Below are 23,556 nucleotides of genomic sequence, written 5' to 3'. Positions count from 1 at the left end.
GCCGGGCCGGCTGCGGCGTGGTCCGTCGAATGGCGGACATTCGCGGCGTCGGTAGGCGCGCCACTCGCGGACAAGACGCCTTATACAGGGAAAAAACGGACACCGCACGCTATCTTGCTGCAGGTGATCGAGGCCTTCGGACTGACCAGCAATCCCCGCAAGGCGCACCCGCCCGCCGTCGACGACGTCTCCTTCGAGGCGCGCGCCGGCCATGTCACCGCGCTGCTCGGGCCGGTGGGCGCGGGTAAGACGACGACGCTCAGACTGATGCTCGAACTCCAACAGGGCCGGGGCACCGCCTACTTCAGAGGGCGGCCGTTGCACCGGATCGCCCATCCGTCGCGCGAGGTGGGCGTCCTGCTCGGCGATGTACCCGGGCATCCGGCCCGCTCGGTCCGCGGCCATCTGCGGATGCTCTGTGCCGCGGCGGGCGTTCCCGTCCGCCGCGCCGACGAGGTCCTCGAAGTGGTCGGTCTCGCCAGCTTCCGGGAGGAGCGCGTCGGCACCTTGTCGCGTGGCATGGACCGCCGACTCGGTCTCGCCTGCACCCTGCTGCCCGACCCGCACACCCTGGTCCTGGACGAACCCACAGAGGGACTCTCTCCCCGCGAGCAGCGCTGGCTGCACGGGATGCTGCGTGCCCACGCCCAGCAGGGCGGCACGGTGCTGTTCACGACGGCCGACCCCAAAGAGGCCGCGCGCACCGCCGACCGGGTCGTCACACTCGACGGTGGCAGGCTGCTCGCCGACCAGGAAGGCAAGGAGTTCGCCCGTACCAGACTCCGCCCCCGTGTGGCGGTGCGCAGTCCTCACGCGGCCCGTCTGGCAGCCCTGCTGGCCAAGGAGGCTCGTGCCGGCCGCCGCTCCGTCGAAGTGGTGCGAGAGGGTGGCAACCGCCTCTCCGTGTACGGCAGTACGACCGCCGACGTCGGCGAGATCGCGTTCCGTAATGGCATCCTCGTCCACCAACTCGCTGACGAAGTCGGCGATATGGGCCCGGCCTCGGGAACGGAAGCGGAGGGCGGCGCAGAGCCCAGCCGTATCGCCCGTGCCGCGGCGCACGTGCCGGCCGGCGAGACGACTCGGGCTGCGGGGGAGCGCCCCCAGCGGAAGAAGGAATCCGCGGCGGCGCGGTCCGCGCGGGCAGTCCCGGGTCCCTCGGCGGGGCAGCGGCGGGGGGATGGCGATGAGCGGCCGGAAGGGCACGAGCGGCAGGAGGAGCGGCCCGCCGCCGCAACGCCCGCACCGGCTGCCGAGCCGCAGACCCGGCCGATGAAGCGGTCCGCGCCCGTCGTGCCCGGTCCGGCGGCCGCCGAGGGAACCAGATCTGCCATCTCGGCCGTCAAGGCCCAGGACCGGCATCCCGAAGCCGGCCAGGACGCGCCAGGTGAGTCCTCCCGGACATCCACAGCCACCGCCGGTGAATCGCCCGACCAGAGCGAATCAGCCGGTCAGAGCGAACCGCAGCCCGGCCCCCGGCCTTCCCAGAACACCCGGCCGGAACCCGAGGACGACACCCTCGCCGTCGTGCTCGCACTGTGCGCCGACGAGCCCGACGCCGAGAAGACGGCAAAACTCCGCGACGCCTCCCGCGCCGCGAAGGCGCCCTCCGCGAGCGACGAGTCCGCGTTCGGCCCCCGACCCGGCCGCCACCCCGGCACCGAGGCAGGGCACCGCCCCAGCATTCAGGCCGGACACAACCCCGGCACCGAGGTGGAAAAACGTCCCGGCTCACAAACGGGGCCCCTTCACGGATCTGGAACAGGGCACCGTGCCGCCCTCACCCCAGCCCCGCCGAGCCCGGCCTCCGTCGAGCTCCCCACCTCCCCGCTCCGCTCCTCGGACGCGCACACGCACCCGAACCCGCACCGGGAGCCGAGCCCGCAGGCGGACCCGCACCCGGCCCCGAATCTGCACCCCGCCGGCGCTCGGGGGCCCGCCGGTACCCCGCACCCCGTCGGCACCCCGGAACCCGCCAGCGCCCCCGGACCCAGCGCCCCCCGGCCCGAGTCGCCCCGGTCACCCCGGCCGGCCGGACCCGCATCGCGCGTCGACCCCCTGTCCGCCCTTCCACCCCCCATCTCCGTGCGTCCCGCCCCCAGCCCGCTCCGCCCGCTGCGCTACGAACTCCGGCGCGCCGGGGGGATCGGCACCGGATTCCTGGCCTGCGGCGCCGCCCTGGCGGTGTCCGCGCTCACCGCCGTACTCCTGGCACGTCTCGGGCACACCCCGCAGGCGCGGCTGTTCGCGGCCTGGCCGCGGGAACTGCCGTTGCCGCCCACGGCACTCGTGGCCGGGCTGCTGGGCGCACTGGCCTTCGGAGACGAGTTCCGCCACCCCGCCCTGGCGGCGGATCGCGGCACGGTGCCCCGAAGACTGGGCCTGCTCACCGCGAAGCTCGCCGTTTGCGGAGCCACCGCCCTGTTGCTCGCCTTCCTCACCGTGGGCTGCGACGCCGAAGTGCTCTACCTCGTATACGGACGGGAGACGACGCAGGTTCCCACGGACTGGCTCTCGCTGACCGCCGCTTGGTTCGGGCTGGTACTCGGCTGTGCCTGGGCCGGTGTGCTGGCGGCGGGTGTCTTCCGGTCCACCATGGCCGGCCTGGCCGCCGTACTCGCCGTACCCGTCGTCGTCGTACCCCTGGTGCACACGGTGCTGAAGGGATCAGCGGTGCGGGACGCGGCCGGATTCTCGCTGCGGACCCGCGAGGTCCTGCTGTCGCAGTGGCCCTTCGGGGGTGAGCGTTACCTGGCCGGACTGGTCCGGATCATCGCCCAACCCGTGGGGGGCGCCCTGACGTTGTCCCTGACTGCCCTGTTGTGCGCGTACCTGTTCACGACGCTCCGCGCGCGGGCGCGATGAGAGGCTCCCGGACGCTTCCGGTCCTCGCGTGCGCACAACTTCCCGAAGAGCGGCCATTTCTTTCCGATAAGGCGTCAATTGCGATGGGGTGAGCGATCACCCTTTCGTGTGCTTTTCACCAAAGCCCTCAAGGGAGTTGGAGACGACGCCGACAAAGGATGCGTGAGTACCCTTGCGCACACCATGATGACCGCCGCCCGCTCCGCCGACTCCGGTCTGTCCGGCCCGGGCGAACTCGACCGCTACCCCTACGCGGAGGCGCCGCTGCCCGATCGCGTCGGAGCGCCCGTCTGGGACGGAGGGGAACCCGAACTCGGCCGGGTGGGCCGGCGTACCGCGGGCAACCGCGGCCGCGGCCTGCACGGTCAACTCGTCCAGCAGCTGGGTCAGATGATCGTCTCCGGCGACCTTGGGGCGGACCGCCCGCTGGTCCCTGAGGAGATCGGCCAGCGCTTCGAGGTGTCCCGCACCGTCGTCCGCGAGTCCCTCCGTGTGCTGGAGGCCAAGGGACTCGTGAGCGCCCGGCCGAACGTCGGCACGCGCGTGCGGCCCGTCAGCGACTGGAACCTCCTCGACCCGGACATCATCGAGTGGCGGGCCTTCGGCCCCCAGCGCGACGACCAGCGCCGCGAGCTGAGCGAGCTGCGGTGGACGATCGAGCCGCTCGCCGCCCGGCTGGCCGCCGGGCACGGGCGCGAAGAGGTGCAGCAGCGTCTGTGTGACATGGTCGAGATCATGAGCCACGCCATGGCCCAGGGCGACGCGCTGACCTTCTCGCGCGCCGACGCCGAGTTCCACGCGCTGCTCATCCAGGTCGCGGGCAACCGCATGCTGGAGCACCTGTCCGGCATCGTGTCGGCGGCCCTCCAGGTGTCCGGCGGTCCTGTCACGGGGTGTGAGCGGCCGAACGAGGCGTCCCTGGCGCAGCACGCGCGGATCGTCGACGCGCTCGGCACGGGCGACGGCACCGCGGCGGAGACGGCCATGAGGCAACTGCTCACGGTCCACCCTGAGGTGGAACGGGTGGTCCCCGCCCCGCGCGAGCACTGACCGCGCCGAAGGCGGTGCGATCGTGAGTGCGGGGTGTTCTCGCGGCGGCTCCGGGAACCCGAACCGGCCGGACCTCGTCGGATCCCGCGGGGTCCGGCCGGGCCCGGCGGTGTGAGTCGGCAGGCGAGTCGCCACGGGTCCCGGTGGGCCCGTCGTAGTACGGAGAAGTGCGGGCCTCGTGGTCCGAAGAAGTGTCCGGGCGGCCCGGATCGGGGTATGGGTGATCTCATCTGAGCGTATCTGACCGATTTTGGCCGCTTACGGGGTGTGACTCGGGCCACGCAGATTGGGCGTAACGCTCGCGGAGACAGTGCGATGACCTAAGAGGTGACAGCCGCGGAGGGAATACGGACGCCGAGCAAGGCGCTGTGCATCTTCCCGGCCCCGCCCGCTCCGTCGGCCCATCCCCAGGCCGGTGGTCGGCTCCTGTCCGTCATGGACGGGGCCGGAAGCCGTTTTCCAACGTTCCGAGAGGTTGTTCGTGTCGGCCAGCACATCCCGTACGCTCCCGCCGGAGATCGCCGAGTCCGTCTCTGTCATGGCGCTCATTGAGCGGGGAAAGGCTGAGGGGCAGATCGCCGGCGACGATGTGCGTCGGGCCTTCGAAGCTGACCAGATTCCGGCCACTCAGTGGAAGAACGTACTGCGCAGCCTCAACCAGATTCTTGAGGAAGAGGGTGTGACGCTGATGGTCAGTGCCGCAGAGCCCAAGCGCACCCGAAAGAGCGTCGCAGCGAAGAGCCCGGCGAAGCGCACCGCCACCAAGGCCGTCGCCGCGAAGACGGTGGCCGCCCGGAAGGCCACCGCCACCGCGGCTGCCCCGGCCGCGCCCGCCGACGCCGAGGCCGTAGACCCCGCCGAAGAAGCCGCGCCCGCCAAGAAGGCCGCGGCGAAGAAGACGACCGCCAAGAAGGCGACCGCGAAGAAGACCGTCGCCAAGAAGGCCACGGCCAAGAAGACGGCCGGCAAGAAGGACGACGCCGAGGTCATCGAGGAAGAGGCGCTCGAGGAGACCAAGGCCGCCGACGAGCCCGAGGGTGCCGAGAGCGCGGGCTTCGTGCTCTCCGACGAGGACGAGGACGACGCGCCGGCCCAGCAGGTCGCCGCGGCGGGCGCCACCGCCGACCCGGTCAAGGACTACCTCAAGCAGATCGGCAAGGTCCCCCTGCTCAACGCCGAGCAGGAGGTCGAGCTCGCCAAGCGCATCGAGGCGGGCCTGTTCGCCGAGGACAAGCTGGCCAACGCCGACAAGCTCGCCCCGAAGCTCAAGCGCGAGCTGGAGATCATCGCCGAGGACGGCCGACGCGCCAAGAACCACCTCCTGGAGGCCAACCTCCGTCTGGTGGTCTCCCTGGCCAAGCGCTACACCGGGCGCGGCATGCTCTTCCTGGACCTCATCCAGGAGGGCAACCTCGGTCTGATCCGCGCGGTGGAGAAGTTCGACTACACCAAGGGCTACAAGTTCTCCACGTACGCCACCTGGTGGATCCGTCAGGCGATCACCCGCGCCATGGCCGACCAGGCCCGCACCATCCGTATCCCGGTGCACATGGTCGAGGTCATCAACAAGCTCGCGCGCGTGCAGCGCCAGATGCTCCAGGACCTGGGCCGCGAGCCCACCCCGGAGGAGCTGGCCAAGGAACTCGACATGACCCCGGAGAAGGTCATCGAGGTCCAGAAGTACGGCCGCGAGCCCATCTCCCTGCACACCCCGCTGGGCGAGGACGGCGACAGCGAGTTCGGTGACCTCATCGAGGACTCCGAGGCCGTCGTCCCGGCCGACGCCGTCAGCTTCACGCTCCTGCAGGAGCAGCTGCACTCCGTCCTGGACACCCTGTCCGAGCGCGAGGCCGGCGTCGTCTCCATGCGTTTCGGTCTCACCGACGGCCAGCCGAAGACCCTCGACGAGATCGGCAAGGTCTACGGCGTGACCCGTGAACGCATCCGCCAGATCGAGTCCAAGACCATGTCGAAGCTGCGCCACCCGTCGCGCTCCCAGGTCCTGCGCGACTACCTCGACTAGGCCGCGGCCCTACGACGGCGAAGGCCCGGTTCCCCTTTCGGGGGCCGGGCCTTCGTGCTGCGCGAGGCGGCGTCGTGGATCACTCTGGGTTTCCCAGCACCACCGAGAGTGAGGATCCTGTATGCGTCGTTCCCTTGCCCGCACCCTGGTCCGGCCGCTGGCTCTGGCGGCCGTCATGGCCGCGATACCACTGGCCGGCGCGGCTCCCGCGGCCGCCGGCAGCGCTCCGGCGGCCGTCGACGGCGTTGTCGTCGGGGGGTTTCCGATAGACATCTCGCAGGCCCCCTGGACCGTCGCGCTGAGCAGCCGTGACCGGTTCGGGGGTACGCGGGCGGGGCAGTTCTGCGGGGGTGTGGCGATCGCGCGGACCACCGTGCTCACCGCGGCCCACTGTCTGGCCACCGATGTGCTGGGGGCGCCTCCCAACCAGGCGCGCGACCTGAAGGTCATCGCGGGCCGTACGGACCTGCTGGGCAGCGACGGGCAGGAGATCGCCGTGCGTGACGCGCGCGTCAATCCGGCCTACGACGCCGCTCACAACTCGGGCGACTTCGCCCTGCTCACCCTGGCCGAGCCGCTGCCCGAGAGCGCGGTCGTGACCATGGCGGGCCCGGGCGACGCGGCCTACGCCCCGGGCACGGCGGCCCTGGTGTCCGGGTGGGGTGACACGACCGGTGGCGGCGCCTACGCGCGCCGGCTCCACGCCGCCCACGTGAGCGTGCTCTCCGACGACCTGTGCGAGCGTGCCTACCAGGGAAGCTCCGACGGGACCTACCGGGCCGACACCATGCTGTGCGCCGGAAAGGCCGCGGGTGGCCCCGACGCCTGCCAGGGAGACAGCGGAGGCCCGCTCGTCGCCGGCGGACGGCTGATCGGGCTGGTGTCCTGGGGCAGCGGCTGCGGGCGGCCGGGCTACCCCGGCGTCTACACGCGGGTGTCGGACGTCGTACAGGCGCTGAAGGGGGCCGGCAGCGTCACCTGAGGGCCACGAAGGGCCCTTCTGAAGGGCCCCGAGGCAAGAGCTACGGGCGGCCGCTCCCCGGAAGGAGCGACCGCCCGTTCACCGGCCTGTGCCGGGGCTGGCTCGTCGTAGGTGCGAGATTCAGCGCTCTTCTTCGGAGGCGGTGTTCGGAACGGACGTGAGCCGCTCCGTCTCGTCCTGTATCTCAGCGGCGATCTTCTTGAGTTCCGGCTCGAACTTGCGCCCGTGGTGGGCACAGAAGAGCAGTTCTCCGCCGCTCAGCAGGACGACGCGCAGGTATGCCTGGGCGCCGCAGCGGTCGCAGCGATCGGCGGCCGTCAGTGGGCTCGCGGGGGTCAGAACAGTAGTCACGTCGCCTCTTCTCTAGCTCGACGAGCTGTCGTACCAGGGTCAACATCCAACCAGCCCGAAAACGTTCCCGCTCGTGGCTTTTCCTCGAAAAAATCTTTCGGGGCGGCTGTCTGCTGCCGGTTGGCGGCGAATGTGCCGTAGTGCGTCTCTTGTGTACTTACGGTTTCGCGCTGTCTTCGTTTCAGTCCTCCCGGCGGGGTTGCCGGTTGTTCATGAGGACGTGCCCGGAGCCTAAATGGTTCATGCCTCCAAGGGAACGTGATGTGTACTTCACTCCTACGAGGGATCGAACATCCATGCGACGCTGGACTAGTCTGAGTTCTCGACGAGGGTGGCGTTACAACGGCTCTACCAGGCCTCGGTACCCTCTGAGCGGCAACCGACGCCATCCCCTTACCCAGTAGGGGGTCACCTGAAATTCAGCGAGGAGCGAACCGCGTGACCGCCGATACGTCCGTGCCGTCCACAGCGCTGCTGGCAGGAGCAGACCGGGACGGTTCCAACTACACCGCGCGGCACCTGCTCGTCCTTGAGGGCCTCGAAGCCGTGCGCAAGCGCCCTGGCATGTACATCGGCTCGACCGACAGCCGCGGTCTGATGCACTGCCTGTGGGAGATCATCGACAACGCGGTGGACGAGGCCCTGGGCGGCTACTGCGACCACATCGAGGTGATCCTCCACGACGACGGCTCGGTGGAGGTGCGGGACAACGGCCGCGGCATCCCCGTGGACGTGGAGCCGAAGACCGGCCTGTCCGGTGTCGAGGTCGTCATGACCAAGCTCCACGCGGGCGGCAAGTTCGGCGGCGGCTCCTACGCCGCCTCCGGCGGCCTGCACGGCGTCGGTGCCTCGGTGGTCAACGCGCTCTCCGCCCGCCTGGACGTCGAGGTCGACCGGGCCGGCCATGCCCACGCCATCAGCTTCCGGAGGGGCGTCCCGGGCGCCTTCGCCGCGGCCGGCCCGGACGCGAAGTTCGAGGCCAAGAGCGGCATGCGCAAGACCAAGAAGGTGCCCAAGACCCGCAGCGGCACGCGCGTGCGCTACTGGGCCGACCGGCAGATCTTCCTGAAGGACGCCAAGCTCTCCCTGGAGAACCTGCACCAGCGCGCCCGCCAGACCGCGTTCCTGGTCCCCGGCCTCACCATCGTCGTCCGGGACGAGTTCGGCCTCGGTGAGGGCGGCAGCAAGGGCGAGGAGTCCTTCCGCTTCGACGGCGGCATCAGCGAGTTCTGCGAGTACCTGGCGCGCGACAAGGCCGTCTGCGACATCCTCCGCTTCTCCGGACAGGGCACCTTCAAGGAGACCGTCCCCGTCCTGGACGAACACGGCCAGATGACGCCCAAGGAGGTCACCCGCGAACTGGGTGTCGACGTGGCGCTGCGCTGGGGCACCGGCTACGACACCACCCTGCGGTCGTTCGTCAACATCATCGCCACGCCCAAGGGCGGCACGCACGTGGCCGGCTTCGAGCAGGCCCTCACCCAGACCATGAACGAGGTGCTCCGCGCCAAGAAGCTGCTGCGCGTCGCCGAGGACAACGTGGTCAAGGACGACGCCCTGGAAGGCCTCAGCGCCGTCGTCACCGTGCGGCTCTCCGAGCCGCAGTTCGAGGGGCAGACCAAGGAGGTCCTCGGCACCTCGGCGGCCCGCCGCATCGTGAACAACGTGGTCACCAAGGAACTGAAGGCGTTCCTGACGTCCACCAAGCGGGACGCGGCCGCCCAGGCCCGGGTGATCATGGAGAAGGTGGTGGCCGCCGCCCGCACCCGCGTCGCGGCCCGCCAGCACAAGGACGCCCAGCGCCGGAAGACCGCTCTGGAGTCCTCCTCGCTGCCCGCCAAGCTCGCGGACTGCCGCAGCGACGACGTGGACCGCAGCGAGCTGTTCATCGTCGAGGGCGACTCCGCGCTCGGTACGGCGAAGCTGGCGCGCAACTCCGAGTTCCAGGCGCTGCTGCCCATTCGCGGCAAGATCCTCAACGTGCAGCGCTCGTCGGTGACCGACATGCTCAAGAACGCCGAGTGCGGCGCGATCATCCAGGTCATAGGAGCGGGCTCGGGCCGCACCTTCGACATCGACCAGGCCCGCTACGGCAAGATCATCATGATGACCGACGCCGATGTGGACGGCTCTCACATCCGCTGCCTGCTGCTCACGCTGTTCCAGCGGTACATGCGGCCGATGGTCGAGTCCGGCCGGGTCTTCGCCGCCGTGCCGCCGCTGCACCGCATCGAGCTGATCCAGCCGAAGAAGGGCCAGGACAAGTACGTCTACACGTACTCGGACCGCGAGCTGCGCGACAAGCTCATGGAGCTCCAGAGCAAGAACATCCGGTACAAGGACTCCATCCAGCGCTACAAGGGCCTCGGTGAGATGGACGCCGACCAGCTGGCCGAGACCACGATGGACCCCCGCCACCGCACCCTGCGCCGCATCAACCTCGCCGACCTGGAGGCCGCCGAGCAGGTCTTCGATCTGCTGATGGGCAACGACGTGGCGCCGCGCAAGGAGTTCATCTCCAGCTCGGCGGCCACCCTGGACCGGTCCCGCATCGACGCGTAGCCGCTGCGCTCGGCTGGGGCCGGACAGGGCGGCTGCGACCGGGTACGGCGGCTCGACCGGGGATGGCCGGGTACGGGCCCGGGGACGGCCGAGTGCGGTGTGGTCGCCGAGGGCGGGCGGGGCGTCCCGGGCGAGCCGCACGCCGGTGCGCTGCCGGGCCGGTGAGGTGCCGAGTCGGCGGCCGGCCAGGCATGCGGCGCTGCGGCTCGGCCGCCCGGCGGAGTGGGCGGGCTTCCGCACCACATGCACGCGGCCTCGCCCACGGCTCCGCGGTACCCGTCGCCCCTCCAGCCTGCCCCTGCCCCTGCCCCTGCCCCCTCGTCCGTCGAACCGGCGGAGCCGCTCCTCCGCTGATGAACAGCCGAGGGAGCCACTCCCTCCGCCCCGGAAGGCCCGTGGGCTGGGCAGCCGCGCCCCCTCGCCGGTGCGACCCCGCGTTTCTCCACCCGTGGGTGGAGACCGTCGGGGCTCGGGTTTCCACCCGTGATCCACCCCCGCTCCGATCTCCTGGACCGTGGATTTCCGTAACGTCGAAGGCGTCGGCAGCGCTCGGCTCCGACATTCCTTCCCCGCTCACGGAGGCTCTGATGCCCGGGCTCGTCAATGCGCTGGTGATCGTGATCGTCGCCGCCCTAGTGATCGCACGACAGTTCCGCGCGCGCCCGATCGACACCGACCGGCGCTGGTGGGTGCTGCCCGCCGTCCTCGCCGTCGTCGCGCTGCGCGAGCCCGGCATACTCGACGCCCATCACCACACGGGGTCCGCGGTGCTGCTCGCCGTGGAACTGCTGATCGGTCTGGGCACGGGCGCCGGATGGGCGTGGACCACGCGGGTGTGGACGGAGCCGGACGGGTCCGTGTGGACCAGGAGCAGCAAGGCGAGCGGCGCCGTGTGGGCCGCCGGCATAGCCCTGCGGGTCGGCGTCTTCGCCCTCGGGGCGGCCCTCGGGATCCACCAGGACAGCTCCGCCCTGATGCTCGGCCTCGCCGGCACCCTGCTCGTCCGCTCCGGCGTCCTGACCTGGCGGGCGCGGTCGCTCGACGACGTGAGCCCCTCGGTCTCGGCGTACGGTGACGCCATGCCGGCCACCCGGAAGGAGTTCGTGTGACGGAGAACGCCTGGACGCGCTGGCCGTCGCGCGAAGCGCTCGGCAGCGAAGGGATCGCCCGGGTCCGGAGAATGATCGGCTGGGCCGTCCGGATGCTGGCCCTCGGGATGCTCCTGTGGGGCACCTTCAGCCAGAACCGCGTCGGCATCTGGGCCGGAATCCTGGCCGGGGCGGGAGTCCTTCTGGCCGGCGCGGTCTCCTGGGCCTTCTTCCGTACCACCTACCAGCACCGGCTGGTGCCCTCTCTGGTGTGCGTCAGCGTGCTGCTGGCTATCGCGGTCGCGGCACAGGCCACCGGATTCAGGGTGGTGGCGCTGGTGATCTGGTGCGGCTGCGGTATCACCGCGCTGGAACGGCTGCCGCTCGGGGCAGCGCTTCCCGTGACGTCGGTGGCGCTGGCGTCGTTCTCCGCGTTCAACAACGACGTGTGGCTGACCACCGCCGCCACCGCGGCGGGCATGGCTCTCGCCGGATACGTGCTGCGGCTGGACGCGGAGGCCCGGGGGAGCGCGCAGCGGCTGCTCGCCCAGGAGCGGGCGGCCCGGGCCGCCGAGGCGGAGTCCGCGGCGCTGGCGGAGCGGGCGAGGATCGCGCGCGAGATCCACGACGTGCTGGCCCACAGCCTGTCGGCGCAACTGGTGCACCTGGAGGCGGCGCGGCTGCTGATCGAGCGCGGGGCCGACCGGCAGCAGATCCTCGAAAGGGTGGTCGCCGCCCGGGGCATGGCCCGCGACGGGCTCACCGAGACGCGGCAGGCACTGTCCGCGCTGCGCGGTGAGCTGACACCGCTCGAGGATTTCCTGAGCGAGCTCGTCAGCGAGGCCGCCGGTGCGGAGGTCACCGTCACGGGTGAGCGCAGGCCCCTGCCGGCCGAGGCGTCCCAGGCGGTCCGCAGGGTGGCGCAGGAGGCGCTGACGAACGTCCGCAAGCACGCGCAAGGGGCCAAGGTCCAGCTGCGGCTCGACTACAGCGATCACCAGGTGATGCTGAACGTACGGGACTCGGGTGGCCGGCCGGGCGAACTCACCGGGGCCGGCGGCGGGTACGGTCTGCTGGGGATGCGGGAGCGCGCCGAACTGCTGGGCGGTTCACTGGACGCGGGACCGGAGGAGGAGGGGTTCGTGGTGACGCTGAAGGTGCCCGTATGACGGAAACGAAGGAGGAGGGGAAGCCGGCGCGGGTGGTGGTCGCCGACGACCAGACCGTGGTCCGGGAAGGCATCGTGATGCTGCTCGGTCTGCTGGAGGGAGTCGAGGTCGTCGGTTCCGCGGGCGACGGTGAGGAGGCGGTGCGGCTGGTCGCCGACCTCGCTCCGGACGTGGTGCTGATGGACCTGCGGATGCCCCGCTGCGACGGGGTGGAGGCGACGCGGCGGATCCGGTCGCAGTATCCGGGAACCCAGGTCGTGGTGCTGACCACGTACGCGGACGACGAATCGCTGTTTCCCGCGCTGCACGCCGGGGCTCGCGGATATCTCACCAAGGACGCGGGCGGCGACGAGATCGTGCGGGCCGTGCACAGCGTTCTGTCCGGGCAGGCCGGGCTGGCGCCGAGTGTCCAGCGCCGGTTGCTGGAACGGCTGTCGGAGCCCGAGCCCGGACCGGCGGCCGTCGAACCGCCCGACGGGCTGACCGCGCGGGAGACCGAGGTCCTGGTGCTGATCGCGGACGGCCTCACCAACCAGGAGATCGCCCAGCGGCTGCATGTGTCCACGGCGACCGTCAAGACCCACATCAACAACCTGTTCGCCAAGACGGGCCTCAAGGACCGGGCGCAGGCGGTGCGTTACGCGTATGCGAAGGGGCTGGTGCGGCCCTCCGGGGAGTGAGTCACCGAGGTCACCTGATGGGGTGAAGACCTGAGGGAAGAAGAGTCGGGGATCTTCCGGTCTGTCCATCCTTGGGCATGCACTCGAACAACGGCCGTTCCCGCGGAGCCGGTGACAGTCCCGAGAGCCCCGCCGGCAACCACGACGACCGGGCCGCGGCCTCCCGCGAGGTGAGGTACGAGGATCCCTGGTACGACGCGCTCGCCTCCGGATGGGGCGAGGCCGCCGGCACCGGAACCTCGGCGCCGGCCGTGCCCTTCCCGAGAGGGGAGGCGGGGGAAACGGTCGTACGCGCCCGCGACGTATACCTGGAAGTGCAGCGCAGTGAGGCCTTCCAGGAGGTGCGCTCGCGGTACCGCGGATTCGTGGTGCCGGGTGCCGTCCTCTTCCTCTCCTGGTACGTCGCGTACGTGGTCGCCGCGACGACGGCGCCCGGGCTGATGGCCCGGCCCGTCGCCGGGGCGGTGAACGTGGCGCTGCTCGCGGGGCTCGGCCAGTTCCTCACCACGTTTCTGCTGACCTGGGCCTATGTCCGGCACGCGCGGCTGCGCCGGGACCGGGCCGCGCTGGAACTGCGCTGGGACACGCAGGAGATGACGCGCGGGGTCGGCGGAGGTTCCTCGTGACTGGGCATCACCAGGCCTTGGCGCTGGTGCTGTTCAGCGGCTTCGTGGCCGTGACGCTGGGCATCACCACGTGGGTGAGCCGTAACCGGCGTGGGTCGGCCGAGGAGTTCTACGCCGGCGGCCGGCTCTTCTCTCCGATGGAGAATGGTTTTGCCATCTCCGGTGACTACATGTCGGCCGCGTCCTTCCTGGGCGTCACCGGACTCATCGCGCTGTACGGCTACGACGGGCTGCTCTATGTGGTGGGCTTCCTCGTGGCCTGGCTGCTGGTGCTGTTCCTGGTGGCGGAACTGGTGCGCAACTGTGGGCGGTTCACCCTGGCGGACGTGGTGGCCGCGCGGATGAGCGAGCGGCCGGTGCGCATCGCTGCGGGCACGTCTTCGGTCACCGTGTCCGTGCTCTATCTGGTGGCGCAGATGGTGGGCGCGGGCAGCCTGGTGGCGCTGCTGCTGGGGCGGACGAGCGGGGCGGCCCAGGCGTGGACGGTCATCGGGGTCGGCGCGCTCATGGTGGTCTATGTGTCGCTGGGCGGGATGCGGGCCACCACCTGGATCCAGATCGTCAAGGCGGTCCTGCTGATCAGCGGGACGATCGCGCTGACCGTGCTGGTGCTGGTGCGCTTCCACGGCGATGTCGACCGGCTCCTGGTCACCGCCGCACAGCGCAGCGGACACGGGAGCGCCTTTCTGGCACCGGGCCTGAAGTACGGCGGGAGCTGGACGGCGCGCCTGGACTTCATCAGTCTGGGTCTCGCGCTCGTACTGGGCACGGGCGGGCTGCCGCACATCCTCTCGCGCTTCTACACCGTGCCGACCGCACGGGCGGCCCGCCGCTCGGCGGTGTGGTCCATCGGCCTGATCGGCGGCTTCTACCTGATGACGATCGTCCTCGGGTTCGGCGCGGCCGCGATCGTGGGTCCCGAGGCGGTGCGTGCCTCCAACGCGGCCGGGAACACCGCGGTGCCGCTGCTCGCCCTCGACCTGGGCGGCGGTGCGCGATCAACGGGAGGCACGGTGCTGTTCGCGGTCGTCGCCGCAGTGGCCTTCGCCACCATCCTCGCGGTGGTCGCCGGGATCACGCTCGCCTCGTCGGCGTCGGTGGCCCACGACCTGTACGCGTCGCTGCGGAGGCCGGACTCCAAGGCCCGTAGCGAGGTGGCGGTGGCGCGGTGGGCGGCGGTCGGTATCGGTGTCGTCGCGATCGCGCTCGGGTTGCTGGCCCGCGACCTCAACGTGGCCTTCCTGGTCGGGCTCGCCTTCGCCGTGGCCGCGTCCGCGAATCTGCCGGTGCTGCTCTACTCGCTGTTCTGGCGGGGCTTCACGACGCGCGGCGCGGTGTGGGCCGTATACGGCGGGCTGATCCCGGCACTGGGGCTGGTGGTGCTGTCCCCGGTGGTCTCGGGCAGCCCGGGTTCGCTGTTCCCGGGGGTCGACTTCCAGTACTTCCCGCTGCAGAACCCGGGCATCGTCTCGATTCCGCTCGGCTTCCTGGCCGGCTGGCTCGGCACGCTCACCTCGGACGAGGCCGCCGACGAGGCCAAGTACGCGGAGACCGAGGTGCGCTCGCTGACCGGCGCCGGAGCCGCGTAGTCCCGCGGTCCCCGACGCTGCCACGGCGGTCGCCCGCTCAGGGCGCCACCCACGCGTAGCGGTGTTCCGGCCGGCCGGTGTCGCCGTACTTCAGGGACAGGCGCAAGCGGCCCGCCTGTTCCAGGTGGCGGAGGTAGCGCTGGGCGGTGGAGCGGCTCAGGCCGGTCTCGGCGGCCACCTCGTGGGCGGACAGGGGGTGCTCGGCCCGGTGCAGGACGTCGCAGATGAGATCCGTGGTGGGTTCCGAGTGGCCGCTGGGCAGGCCGGGGGCCGAGGGCGCGGGGGCCGTCCGCAGGGCGCCGAAGATGCGGTCGACCTGCTCCTGGCCGGTGAGTCCGCGGCCGCCGACCCGGTCGACGGTGCGGCGCAGCGCCGCGTAGGACTCCAGACGGGTGCGCAGCGCGGCGAAGGTGAAGGGTTTGACCAGGTAGTGCAGGGCGCCCAGGCGCATCGCCTTCTGGACGGTCGTCACGTCGCTGGCCGCGGTGATCATGATGACGTCGGTGCCGTGGCCGTGTTCGCGCATGCGGTGCACGAGGTCCAGGCCGGTCTCGTCGGGCAGGTAGTGGTCGAGCAGCACGAGGTCGACCGAGTGGCGTTCGACGGCGGCCAGCGCCTGGGCAGCGCTGTGCGCGCGGGCGGTGACCCGGAAGCCGGGAACCTTTCCCACGTACTTGGCGTTTATCTCGGCGACGCGGAAGTCGTCGTCCACCACCAGGACGTCAATCATCGGGCCTCTCCTCACAAGGCCGGCGAGCGCTTGGCCCGTGTTTCGGCTCCGCAGTTGTAACCCGAGCAGAATGAGCACAACAGGCTCTTGCGAGCAAAAGAACGGCATGTGCTCACAAGACTGCTGCTGTGGCGGGGGCCACATCTACCGTCCCGGGCCATGAGCGCAGACACCAGCCCCGCCATCGAGCTCCGGGGCGCGAGCAAGATTTTCAAGACCCCGTCGGGGGGTCTGCACACGGCCGTGCACGGTCTGGACCTCACCGTCCGGCGTGGTGAGTTCGTCGCCGTCGTCGGACCCACCGGCTGCGGCAAGTCCACCACACTGACCCTGGTCAGCGGTCTGGAGGAGCCCACCGAGGGCGAGGTGCTGGTGGCCGGCGAACCGGTCGACGGCGTCGGCGACAAGGTCGGTTTCGTCTTCCAGCAGGACGCCACCTTCCCCTGGCGCACGGTCCTGTCCAACGTCATGGCCGGGCCACGCTTCCGCGGCGTGCCCAAGGCCGAGGCCAAGGAGCGGGCCCGCGAGTGGCTGGCCCGCGTCGGCCTCGCCGCCTTCGAGGACCGCTATCCGCACCAGCTCTCCGGCGGCCAGCGCAAGCGTGTCGCTCTCGCCGCCACCTTCGTCAACGACCCCGAGATCCTGCTGATGGACGAGCCGTTCTCCGCGCTCGACGTGCAGACCCGGGCGCTGATGTCGGACGAGCTGCTGGAGCTGTGGGAGGGCACGGGCGCGTCCGTCGTCTTCGTCACCCACGACCTGGAGGAGTCCATCGCGCTGGCCGACAAGGTCGTCGTGATGACCGCCGGCCCGGCGACCGTCAAGCAGGTCTTCGACATCGACCTGCCCCGGCCGCGCAAGGTCGAGTCCGTCCGCCTGGAGCCGCGGTTCATCGAGATCTACCGCGAGATCTGGGAGTCCCTCGGCGAAGAGGTCCGCATCACCCGTGAAAGAGGTGCCGCCCATGTCGCCTGAGGTTCTCAGCACGCCCGTCGTCGACACCGTCAAGACCCCCGACCGCGCACAGTCACGCGCGCGTGCCGCACGCCGGCACAAGGTCGTCGTCAACGCGACCCGCGCCCTGGTCCTCGTGGCCTTCCTCGGGCTGTGGGAGTGGCTCTCCCGCGCGAAGATCATCGATCCGTTCAACTTCTCGATGCCCTCGAAGATCTGGGACCAGATCTCCACCTGGGTGATGCACGGAACGGCCCAGGGCTCGCTGGGCGAGCAGATCTGGGCCACCTTGCAGGAGGCTCTGCTCGGCTGGGTCCTCGGCGTGGTCGCCGGTGTGGTCTTCGGTATCGCGCTGGGGCGGATCACCTTCCTCGCGGAGGTCCTCGGCCCGTTCATCAAGGTGCTCAACTCCCTCCCCAGGATCGTCCTGGCCCCGATCTTCGTGATCTGGTTCGGGCTCGGCCCCGCCTCCAAGGTCGCCTCGGCCGTGGTGCTGGTGTTCTTCCCGGTGTTCTTCAACGCCTTCCAGGGCGCCCGTGAGGTCGACCGCAACCTGGTGGCCAACGCCCGCATCCTCGGCGCGAGTGATCGCAGGGTGACGCTGCAGGTGGTCGTCCCCTCGGCGACCTCCTGGATCTTCACCAGCCTTCACATCAGCTTCGGCTTCGCCCTGATCGGCGCCATCGTCGGCGAGTACATCGGCGCCACCAAGGGCATCGGCCTGCTCGTCGCCGCGTCGCAGGGCACCTTCAACGCCGCCGGCGTCTACGCCGCGATGGTCATCCTCGCGGTCGTCGCCCTCCTGGCCGAGGGCCTGCTGACCTTCGCCGAGCACCGCGTCTTCCGGTGGAAGCCGGCTAACTCCGGCCACTGAGCCCGGCCCGCACCCGGCCGCCCGAGGCCGAGCGTTCCCAGACACCCCCTTCCCGCCCCGCTCTCCCACAAGGACGTGAACCGTCATGCGCAAGACCGCCAGATACGCCGCGCTCGCCGCCTCCGGACTGCTCGCCCTCTCCTCGCTGACCGCCTGCGCCAACGACGCGGCGAGCAGCACCTCCACCGCCGGCAGCAAGGGTGACGGCAAGGGCACGAAGGTCAAGATCATGGTCGGCGGCCTGGACAAGGTCATCTACATGCCGGCGATGCTGACCCAGCGGCTCGGCTACTTCGACTCCGAGGGCCTCGACGTGGAGCTGCTCAGCGAGCCCGCCGGTGTCCAGGCCGAGACCGCGCTCGTCTCCGGCCAGGTCCAGGGCGCGGTCGGCTTCTACGACCACACCCTCGACCTGCAGACCAAGGGCAAGTCCGTGGAGTCCGTTGTGCAGTTCTCGCACGCGCCCGGCGAGGTGGAGGTCGTCTCCGCCAAGCAGTCGGGGAGCATCTCCTCGCCCGAGGACTTCAAGGGGAAGAAGCTCGGCATCACGGGTCTCGGCTCCTCGACCGACTTCCTGACCAAGTACCTCGCCGTCAAGAACGGCGTGAAGGTCAGCGACTTCACCCCGGTCGCCGTGGGAGCGGGGCCGACGTTCATCGCGGCGCTGCAGCAGGGCTCGATCGACGCCGGTATGACGACCGACCCGACCGTCGCCACGATCCTGGACAAAAAGGCCGGCAAGGTCCTCCTCGACATGCGGACGCCCGAGGGCTCGCAGAAGGCGCTCGGCGGCCCGTACCCGTCGTCCAGTCTGTACATGCAGACGGACTGGGTGAACGGGCACAAGGAGACCGTCCAGAAGCTGGTCAACGCGTTCGTCAAGACGCTCAAGTGGATGTCCACGCACAGCGCGTCCGAGATCGCGGCCAAGATGCCCGCCGACTACTCGCAGGGCAACAAGAAGCTCTACGCGGAGTCGATCAAGAGCACCCTGCCGATGTTCACCGACGACGGCGTGATGCCCCAGAACGGGCCGCAGACCGTCGAGAAGGTCCTCAAGGCGTTCAACCCGAACATCAAGAACGCCAAGGTGGACCTCAGCAAGACGTACACGACGGAGTTCGTCGACGCGGCCAAGTAGCCGCGGCCAAGTAGGCGCGGCCAAGTAGCCGCGGCCGGCCGGGCCGCCGCGAAGCCGGTTCGAAGCCCGCTCAGGCGCGGGTCGCCCACACGTAACGGTGTTCCGGGCGGCCCGCGTCGCCGTATTTCAGGGTCAGCCGGGCCCGTCCCGTGCGCTCCAGGAGCTTCAGGTAGCGCTGGGCGGTCTGGCGGCTCAGCCCGGTGCGTTCGGCGATCTCCTGGGCGGACAGCGGCCCCTCGCCGTTCATCAGCGCCTGGCGCACCAGCTGCGCCGTGGTGGGGGAGTGCCCCTTGGGCAGCCCTGGCTCCGACGACGCGGACAGCGCCCCGAAGATGCGGTCCACCTCGGCCTGTTCCGCCTCGCCACCGCCGTCCAGGGTCCGGCGCAGTCGGGCGTACGCCTCCAGCTTGGCCCGCAGTCCCGCGAAGGCGAACGGTTTCACCAGGTACTGCAGCGCCCCGTGCCGCATCGCTGACTGGACCGTGGAGACGTCCCGGGCCGCGGTCACCATGATCACGTCGGTCTGGTGGCCGCGCCGGCGCATCTCCCGTACGACCGCGAGGCCCGTGTCGTCGGGCAGATAGTGGTCCATCAGCACCAGGTCGAGGTGCGGCAGTGTCTCCATCCGGTCCAGCGCCTCGGCCGCGCTGTGCGCCTCGCCGGCCACGTGGAATCCGGGCACTTTCTCCACGTAGGCGGCGTTGACCCGGGCGACCCGGGTGTCGTCGTCCACGACCAGGACCTCGATCATCACACCTCCTCCTCGGCGACGACGGCCCCGGCCACCGGCCCGGCACCCGCCACGCCACCGGAACCGGCACCTGCACCGGAACCGGCGCCAGCCCCACCAGCACCGGCCCCAGCCCCGAGCCCGGCACCCGGCACACCACCCGGCTCGTGCGCCGTCAGCACCGGCTGCAGCTCCGGCTCGGTCAGCGCCTCGGGCAGGACGACCGTGAACTCGGCGCCGCCGCCGTCCGCCGCGCCCACCGTCGCGCTCCCGCCCTGGCGCTCCGCCAGCCGGCGCACCAGCGAAAGCCCTATGCCGCGCTTGCCGTGGGCCGGCGGCTTCTTGGTGGACCACCCCTCGGTGAAGATCAGCTCCCGCTGCTCCTCCGGGATCCCGGGGCCCGTGTCGCTCACCCTGAGCACCACCGTGCGCCCCTCGGCGCGCAACTCGACCTCCACGCGCGCGTGCGGGGTGGCCGCGACCGCGTCCAGGGCGTTGTCCACCAGGTTGCCCACCACCGTCACCAGCCCCCGCGGGTCGATCAGCCGGTCCGGGAGCCGGGTGCGCTCCGACACCCACAGGGCCACGCCGCGTTCGGCGGCCACGGTCGCCTTGCCCACCAGCAGGGCGGCCAGCAGCGGGTCGTGGATCTTCTCGGTGACCTGCTCGGCGGTGACCCGGTGGTCGCCGACCACCTCGCCGACGAACTCCACCGCGTCGTCGTACATCTCCAGTTCCAGCAGTCCGAGCAGGGTGTGCATCCGGTTGGCGTGCTCGTGGTCCTGGGCGCGCAGGGCGTCGATGAGCCCGCGCGTGGAATCGAGTTCCCGGCCCAGCTGCTCCAGTTCGGTGCGGTCCCGCAGGGTGGCCACGGCGCCGCCGTCGTCCGTGGGCATCCGGTTGGCGATCAGCACCCGGTGGCCGCGCACCGTGAGCAGGTCGGTGCCGGTGACCCGGCCGGCCAGGACGTCCGTCGTACGGCCCTCGCCCAGGGCCTCGTCCGGCGGCAGGCCGACGGCCTCGTCGCCGATGCCCAGCAGCCGCCGTGCCTCGTCGTTGAGGAGGCGTATGTGGCCGCCGCGGTCCAGGGCGACCACGCCCTCCCGGATGCCGTGCAGCATCGCCTCGCGCTCCGCGAGCAGCGCCGAGATGTCGGAGAAGGCCAGGTCCCGGGTCTGCCGCTGCACCCGGCGGGAGATCAGCCACGCCGCCAGCGCGCCCACCGCCAGAGCGCCGCCGGCGTACGCGAGAAGTCCCGGGATCGCGCTGATCAGCCGCGCCCGCACGCTGTCGTAGGCGATGCCCACGGACACCGCGCCGATGATCCGGTGACGGGCGTCGTACAGCGGCACCTTGCCGCGCGCCGAGCGTCCCAGGGTGCCCTTGTCGATCTCCATGACCTCATGGCCCTTGAGCGCTTCCTCCGGGCTCGTGGAGACGGGTTTGCCGATGTTCGAGAGCGTGGGGTGCGACCAGCGCAGCTTGTGCCGGTCCAGCACCACGATGTACTCCGCGCGCGTGGCCTTGCGGATCCGTTCGGCCTCCTTCTGCACCGGCCCGCTCGCGGTCGGCGGCGTGGTCAGCACGCCCTCGGCGATCTGCGGGTCCTGCGCCGTGGTCTGCGCGATGGCCAGCGCCCGGTGCTCGGCCTCCTGGTCGAGCTGCTTGCTCAGCGGCGCCAGGAACAGGCCGGTCGCGAGCACGGCGACTCCCGCGGCGATCGTCAGCTGCATCAGCAGCACCTGGGAGAAGACCCGGCGGGGCAGCCCGAGGCGCAGACGGCGGGCGGGGGGACTGGGGCTCATACCCAAGACGGTACGTGTACCGGCCCGGAGCCCTCCAGCAGTCAGCTCGCCAGAGCCGTCGGCCGTACCTCCCGGACGGCCACCACGTCCATCCGCGCCGGTGTCCCGAGGACCGCCGCCCCGCAGCTCTCCGGGCGCGGCGGCAGGGACGCGCCCTGGACGACGGTGACCCGCCAGCGGCGGCCGTCGGCGTGGGCGACGGTGACCTGCCAGCGCGGTGCGCCGCCCTCGGTCCGTACGACACTCAGCGCACCGGCAGCGTCCTCGCGCGCCGTCGAGCGGACCGCCAGCTCGGCCGCCTGGCCGGGTCGTTCCCACGCGGAGCAGCCCCGGCACCCGTCGAGGACCACGCGGCCCTCCAGCGCGCCGCGCAGCGCCGCCTCGACCGTGCGGACGTCGGCGCGGCCGTACGCGTAGCCGTACGGCAGCACGAGCACCGTCGGCGCGAACCGGTGACCGCCCAGATGGGTGACCTCCCACACGTCGTGCGCGCCGGACGTGGACAGCTCGTCGGCGAGCGGCCGGCCCAGCAGGGCGCAGCAGCGGTCCCGCTTGCCGTTGGTGCACACGAGTGCGAGGGGACCGTCCGGGTGCCGCCGGCCGCCGAGGACCGTGCCGAAGGAACGCGGGTCACCCGCGCCGAGCCCCGCGAGGTCCAGGTCGAGCAGGGCGTACGGGTCACGGGTGGTGGCGCTGTGCAGCCAGACGTTCCCGGGGACGCAGTGCGCCGCGTACACGTGCCGGACGGAGGGCCGGCCGGGGTCGGCGTGACGGCCGGGGCGCCGGACGAGCGCGACGCGTACGCCCGTCCCCTCGGCGGCGGCCTCCAGCGCCCGGCCCAGCGCGGGGTCGAGATGGCTCGAAGTGAGCGCCTTGGCACCCCAGGGTCCCGGCTGTTCGAGGAGCAGCCACGTCGCCGCCGTGGCCGCCGTGCCGGAAACGGGCTCGTCAAGGCTCCGGGAGACGGTCGTACACCTACTCACACAGGCGAGCCTAACCTGCCCCGGGGCGCGGTGACTTCCGGCCGCGGTCGTGTCTCACCGGCGCCGCCCTCAGTGCGGGGCCTGGTACGGCAGGGGCTGCGGCGGGCGCGGGCCGACGTAGTGGCCGCTGGGACGCATGCGCAGGGGCCGCTCGCCGTACTCCTCCAGGGCATGGGCGATCCAGCCCGCCGTACGGGCCACGGCGAAGATCGTCTCGCCCGCCGAGGCGGGCATGCCGCAGGAAACGGTGAACACGGCGAGCGCCAGGTCCACGTTGGCGTGCAGCGGGGTGTGCCGGGCGGTGGTGGCGACGATGTCGCGAGCTGCCAGCAGGGCGGGCTCCGCGCGCGGGACCTGCTCCAGGAGGCCGAACAGCACGCGCGCGCGGGGATCCTCCCCGGTGTAGAGCCGGTGGCCGAGCCCGGGGATGCGGCGCCCGGCACGGAGCTCGTCCGCGATCACCGGAACGGCCGTGCCCCGGTCGAGGACGTCCAGCAGCAGCCGGTGGGCCAGACCGCTGGAGGCGCCGTGCAGAGGGCCCTCCAGCACGCCGAGCCCGGCCGACACGGCCGCGTACGCGTGCGCGCGGGCCGACGCCGCGACCCGCACCGCGAGCGTGGAGGCCGCCAGGTCGTGATCGGTGAGCAGGCCGAGGGCGGTGTCCAGGACGCGCAGGCAGTCCTCGTCGACGGGCCGCCCGCTCAGGCGCCCCCACAGGCGGCGGGCCAGGGAGCCCTCGTCCCGGTGGCCCGGCCGGGCCGGCGGCAGCGCCGCGACCAGGGTCGGGATGAGGACCCGCGCGGTGTTCAGCACAGCCTCCTCCGACAGGTCGAAACGCAGGGGGTCCTCGGCCGCAGCGGCGATCGTCGCGACCCGGAGCCGGTCGGTGGGCGAGGTGTGCTCGGGCAGGGCGTCCACCGCGTGCCGGGCGAGCGCGACCGTGGTGCCGGGCGCGGTGAACGTCGCGCCGGGGGCCGGCCGGCCCGTCCAGAGCCACTCCGCGACCTCCTCGTAGGAGTGACGTACGGCCAGTTCCGTGGCGTCGACACCACGGAAGTAGTACCGGTCACCGTCGATCAGCGTGAGACGCGTCCGGACGGACAACTCGCCGCCAGAACCGGGGGTCCCCGCGGCGTCGCGCCGGTTGCGCCGGGCGAGCGCCTCGACCTCCCGTACGTCGAAGGTGCTGGCCCGCCCGCCGGGTTCGCGCCTGCTGCCGAGCAGCCCGCGGCTCACATAGGCGTACACCGTCTCCGGCTTCACACCGAGCAGCTCGGCCGTCTCCCTGGTGGTCAGCCTCCGCCCGGGGCGACCGGCAACGGGTTCGTGATCGCGCATGGGCCTCACCGTAGCG

The 23,556-nt window shown here is 71.4% G+C and carries 19 protein-coding genes; 13 read left to right on the top strand and 6 right to left on the bottom strand.

Annotated features, from left to right (window positions below):
- Window positions 1-123: 123 nt before the first annotated feature.
- The 4 genes from DBP14_RS06945 to DBP14_RS06930 all read left to right on the top strand — a co-directional run bounded on the left by DBP14_RS06945 (window position 124) and on the right by DBP14_RS06930 (window position 6,920).
- Window positions 124-2,865, top strand: coding sequence for an ATP-binding cassette domain-containing protein (locus DBP14_RS06945; protein ID WP_129306154.1), 2,742 nt, complete (start codon window positions 124-126; stop codon window positions 2,863-2,865).
- Window positions 2,866-3,027: 162 nt separating this feature from the next.
- Window positions 3,028-3,915, top strand: a complete 888-nt coding sequence (locus DBP14_RS06940) for a FadR/GntR family transcriptional regulator (RefSeq protein WP_129306153.1) — start codon at window positions 3,028-3,030, stop codon at window positions 3,913-3,915.
- Between the two features lie 481 nt (window positions 3,916-4,396).
- A complete protein-coding gene (locus DBP14_RS06935; RefSeq protein WP_129306152.1) occupies window positions 4,397-5,938 on the top strand; it encodes an RNA polymerase sigma factor in 1,542 nt (513 codons plus the stop codon).
- 121 nt (window positions 5,939-6,059) lie between these two features.
- The gene (locus DBP14_RS06930) at window positions 6,060-6,920 is read left to right on the top strand and encodes a serine protease (protein ID WP_129306151.1); all 861 of its coding nucleotides are present in this window, start codon (window positions 6,060-6,062) and stop codon (window positions 6,918-6,920) included.
- A gap of 120 nt (window positions 6,921-7,040) precedes the next feature.
- On the opposite strand, the gene DBP14_RS06925 is transcribed toward DBP14_RS06930, so the two are convergent.
- Window positions 7,041-7,271 carry a hypothetical protein gene (locus DBP14_RS06925; protein ID WP_030735014.1) on the bottom strand — a complete coding sequence of 77 codons (231 nt, stop codon included), beginning with the start codon at window positions 7,269-7,271 and terminating at the stop codon, window positions 7,041-7,043.
- Window positions 7,272-7,709: 438 nt separating this feature from the next.
- On the opposite strand from DBP14_RS06925, the gene DBP14_RS06920 reads away from it, so the two are divergent.
- The 6 genes from DBP14_RS06920 (at window position 7,710) to DBP14_RS06895 (ending at window position 14,985) form a co-directional block, all read left to right on the top strand.
- Window positions 7,710-9,833, top strand: a complete 2,124-nt coding sequence (locus tag DBP14_RS06920) for a DNA topoisomerase IV subunit B (protein WP_129306150.1) — start codon at window positions 7,710-7,712, stop codon at window positions 9,831-9,833.
- Window positions 9,834-10,420: 587 nt separating this feature from the next.
- Complete coding sequence (locus DBP14_RS06915) at window positions 10,421-10,942, top strand: DUF1453 family protein (RefSeq protein ID WP_129306149.1); 522 nt, start codon at window positions 10,421-10,423, stop codon at window positions 10,940-10,942.
- A complete protein-coding gene (locus DBP14_RS06910) occupies window positions 10,939-12,090 on the top strand; it encodes a histidine kinase (protein WP_129306148.1) in 1,152 nt (383 codons plus the stop codon). The genes DBP14_RS06915 and DBP14_RS06910 overlap by 4 nt, the downstream gene beginning before the upstream one ends.
- Window positions 12,087-12,770, top strand: a complete 684-nt coding sequence (locus tag DBP14_RS06905; protein WP_129306147.1) for a response regulator transcription factor — start codon at window positions 12,087-12,089, stop codon at window positions 12,768-12,770. The genes DBP14_RS06910 and DBP14_RS06905 overlap by 4 nt, the downstream gene beginning before the upstream one ends.
- A gap of 77 nt (window positions 12,771-12,847) precedes the next feature.
- Window positions 12,848-13,396, top strand: coding sequence for a DUF485 domain-containing protein (locus DBP14_RS06900; protein ID WP_129306146.1), 549 nt, complete (start codon window positions 12,848-12,850; stop codon window positions 13,394-13,396).
- Window positions 13,393-14,985 (top strand): cation acetate symporter, encoded by a 1,593-nt coding sequence (locus DBP14_RS06895; protein WP_129306145.1) that lies wholly within the window; start codon window positions 13,393-13,395, stop codon window positions 14,983-14,985. The genes DBP14_RS06900 and DBP14_RS06895 overlap by 4 nt, the downstream gene beginning before the upstream one ends.
- Window positions 14,986-15,022: 37 nt before the next feature.
- On the opposite strand, the gene DBP14_RS06890 is transcribed toward DBP14_RS06895, so the two are convergent.
- The gene (locus DBP14_RS06890) at window positions 15,023-15,715 is read right to left on the bottom strand and encodes a response regulator (RefSeq protein WP_129306144.1); all 693 of its coding nucleotides are present in this window, start codon (window positions 15,713-15,715) and stop codon (window positions 15,023-15,025) included.
- 159 nt (window positions 15,716-15,874) lie between these two features.
- Here DBP14_RS06890 and DBP14_RS06885 point away from each other — a divergent pair, with 159 nt between their 5' ends.
- The 3 genes from DBP14_RS06885 to DBP14_RS06875 all read left to right on the top strand — a co-directional run bounded on the left by DBP14_RS06885 (window position 15,875) and on the right by DBP14_RS06875 (window position 18,684).
- Window positions 15,875-16,690 (top strand): ABC transporter ATP-binding protein, encoded by an 816-nt coding sequence (locus DBP14_RS06885; protein WP_129306143.1) that lies wholly within the window; start codon window positions 15,875-15,877, stop codon window positions 16,688-16,690.
- Complete coding sequence (locus DBP14_RS06880; protein ID WP_129306142.1) at window positions 16,680-17,543, top strand: ABC transporter permease; 864 nt, start codon at window positions 16,680-16,682, stop codon at window positions 17,541-17,543. The genes DBP14_RS06885 and DBP14_RS06880 overlap by 11 nt, the downstream gene beginning before the upstream one ends.
- 85 nt (window positions 17,544-17,628) lie before the next feature.
- The gene (locus DBP14_RS06875) at window positions 17,629-18,684 is read left to right on the top strand and encodes an ABC transporter substrate-binding protein (RefSeq protein ID WP_129306141.1); all 1,056 of its coding nucleotides are present in this window, start codon (window positions 17,629-17,631) and stop codon (window positions 18,682-18,684) included.
- A gap of 70 nt (window positions 18,685-18,754) precedes the next feature.
- On the opposite strand, the gene DBP14_RS06870 is transcribed toward DBP14_RS06875, so the two are convergent.
- The 4 genes from DBP14_RS06870 to DBP14_RS06855 all read right to left on the bottom strand — a co-directional run bounded on the left by DBP14_RS06870 (window position 18,755) and on the right by DBP14_RS06855 (window position 23,540).
- Window positions 18,755-19,435 (bottom strand): response regulator, encoded by a 681-nt coding sequence (locus DBP14_RS06870; protein ID WP_129306140.1) that lies wholly within the window; start codon window positions 19,433-19,435, stop codon window positions 18,755-18,757.
- Window positions 19,435-21,219, bottom strand: coding sequence for a sensor histidine kinase (locus DBP14_RS06865; RefSeq protein ID WP_241740835.1), 1,785 nt, complete (start codon window positions 21,217-21,219; stop codon window positions 19,435-19,437). The genes DBP14_RS06870 and DBP14_RS06865 overlap by 1 nt, the downstream gene beginning before the upstream one ends.
- 41 nt (window positions 21,220-21,260) lie before the next feature.
- Complete coding sequence (locus tag DBP14_RS06860; protein ID WP_129306139.1) at window positions 21,261-22,202, bottom strand: sucrase ferredoxin; 942 nt, start codon at window positions 22,200-22,202, stop codon at window positions 21,261-21,263.
- A gap of 69 nt (window positions 22,203-22,271) precedes the next feature.
- Window positions 22,272-23,540 carry a citrate synthase gene (locus DBP14_RS06855; RefSeq protein ID WP_129306138.1) on the bottom strand — a complete coding sequence of 423 codons (1,269 nt, stop codon included), beginning with the start codon at window positions 23,538-23,540 and terminating at the stop codon, window positions 22,272-22,274.
- Between the last annotated feature and the right edge of the window lie 16 nt (window positions 23,541-23,556).

Origin of the sequence: Streptomyces sp. L2 (assembly GCF_004124325.1) — a bacterium.
In the GTDB taxonomy this organism is placed as follows: domain Bacteria; phylum Actinomycetota; class Actinomycetes; order Streptomycetales; family Streptomycetaceae; genus Streptomyces.
This window is presented reverse-complemented; position numbering and strand designations above follow the sequence as displayed.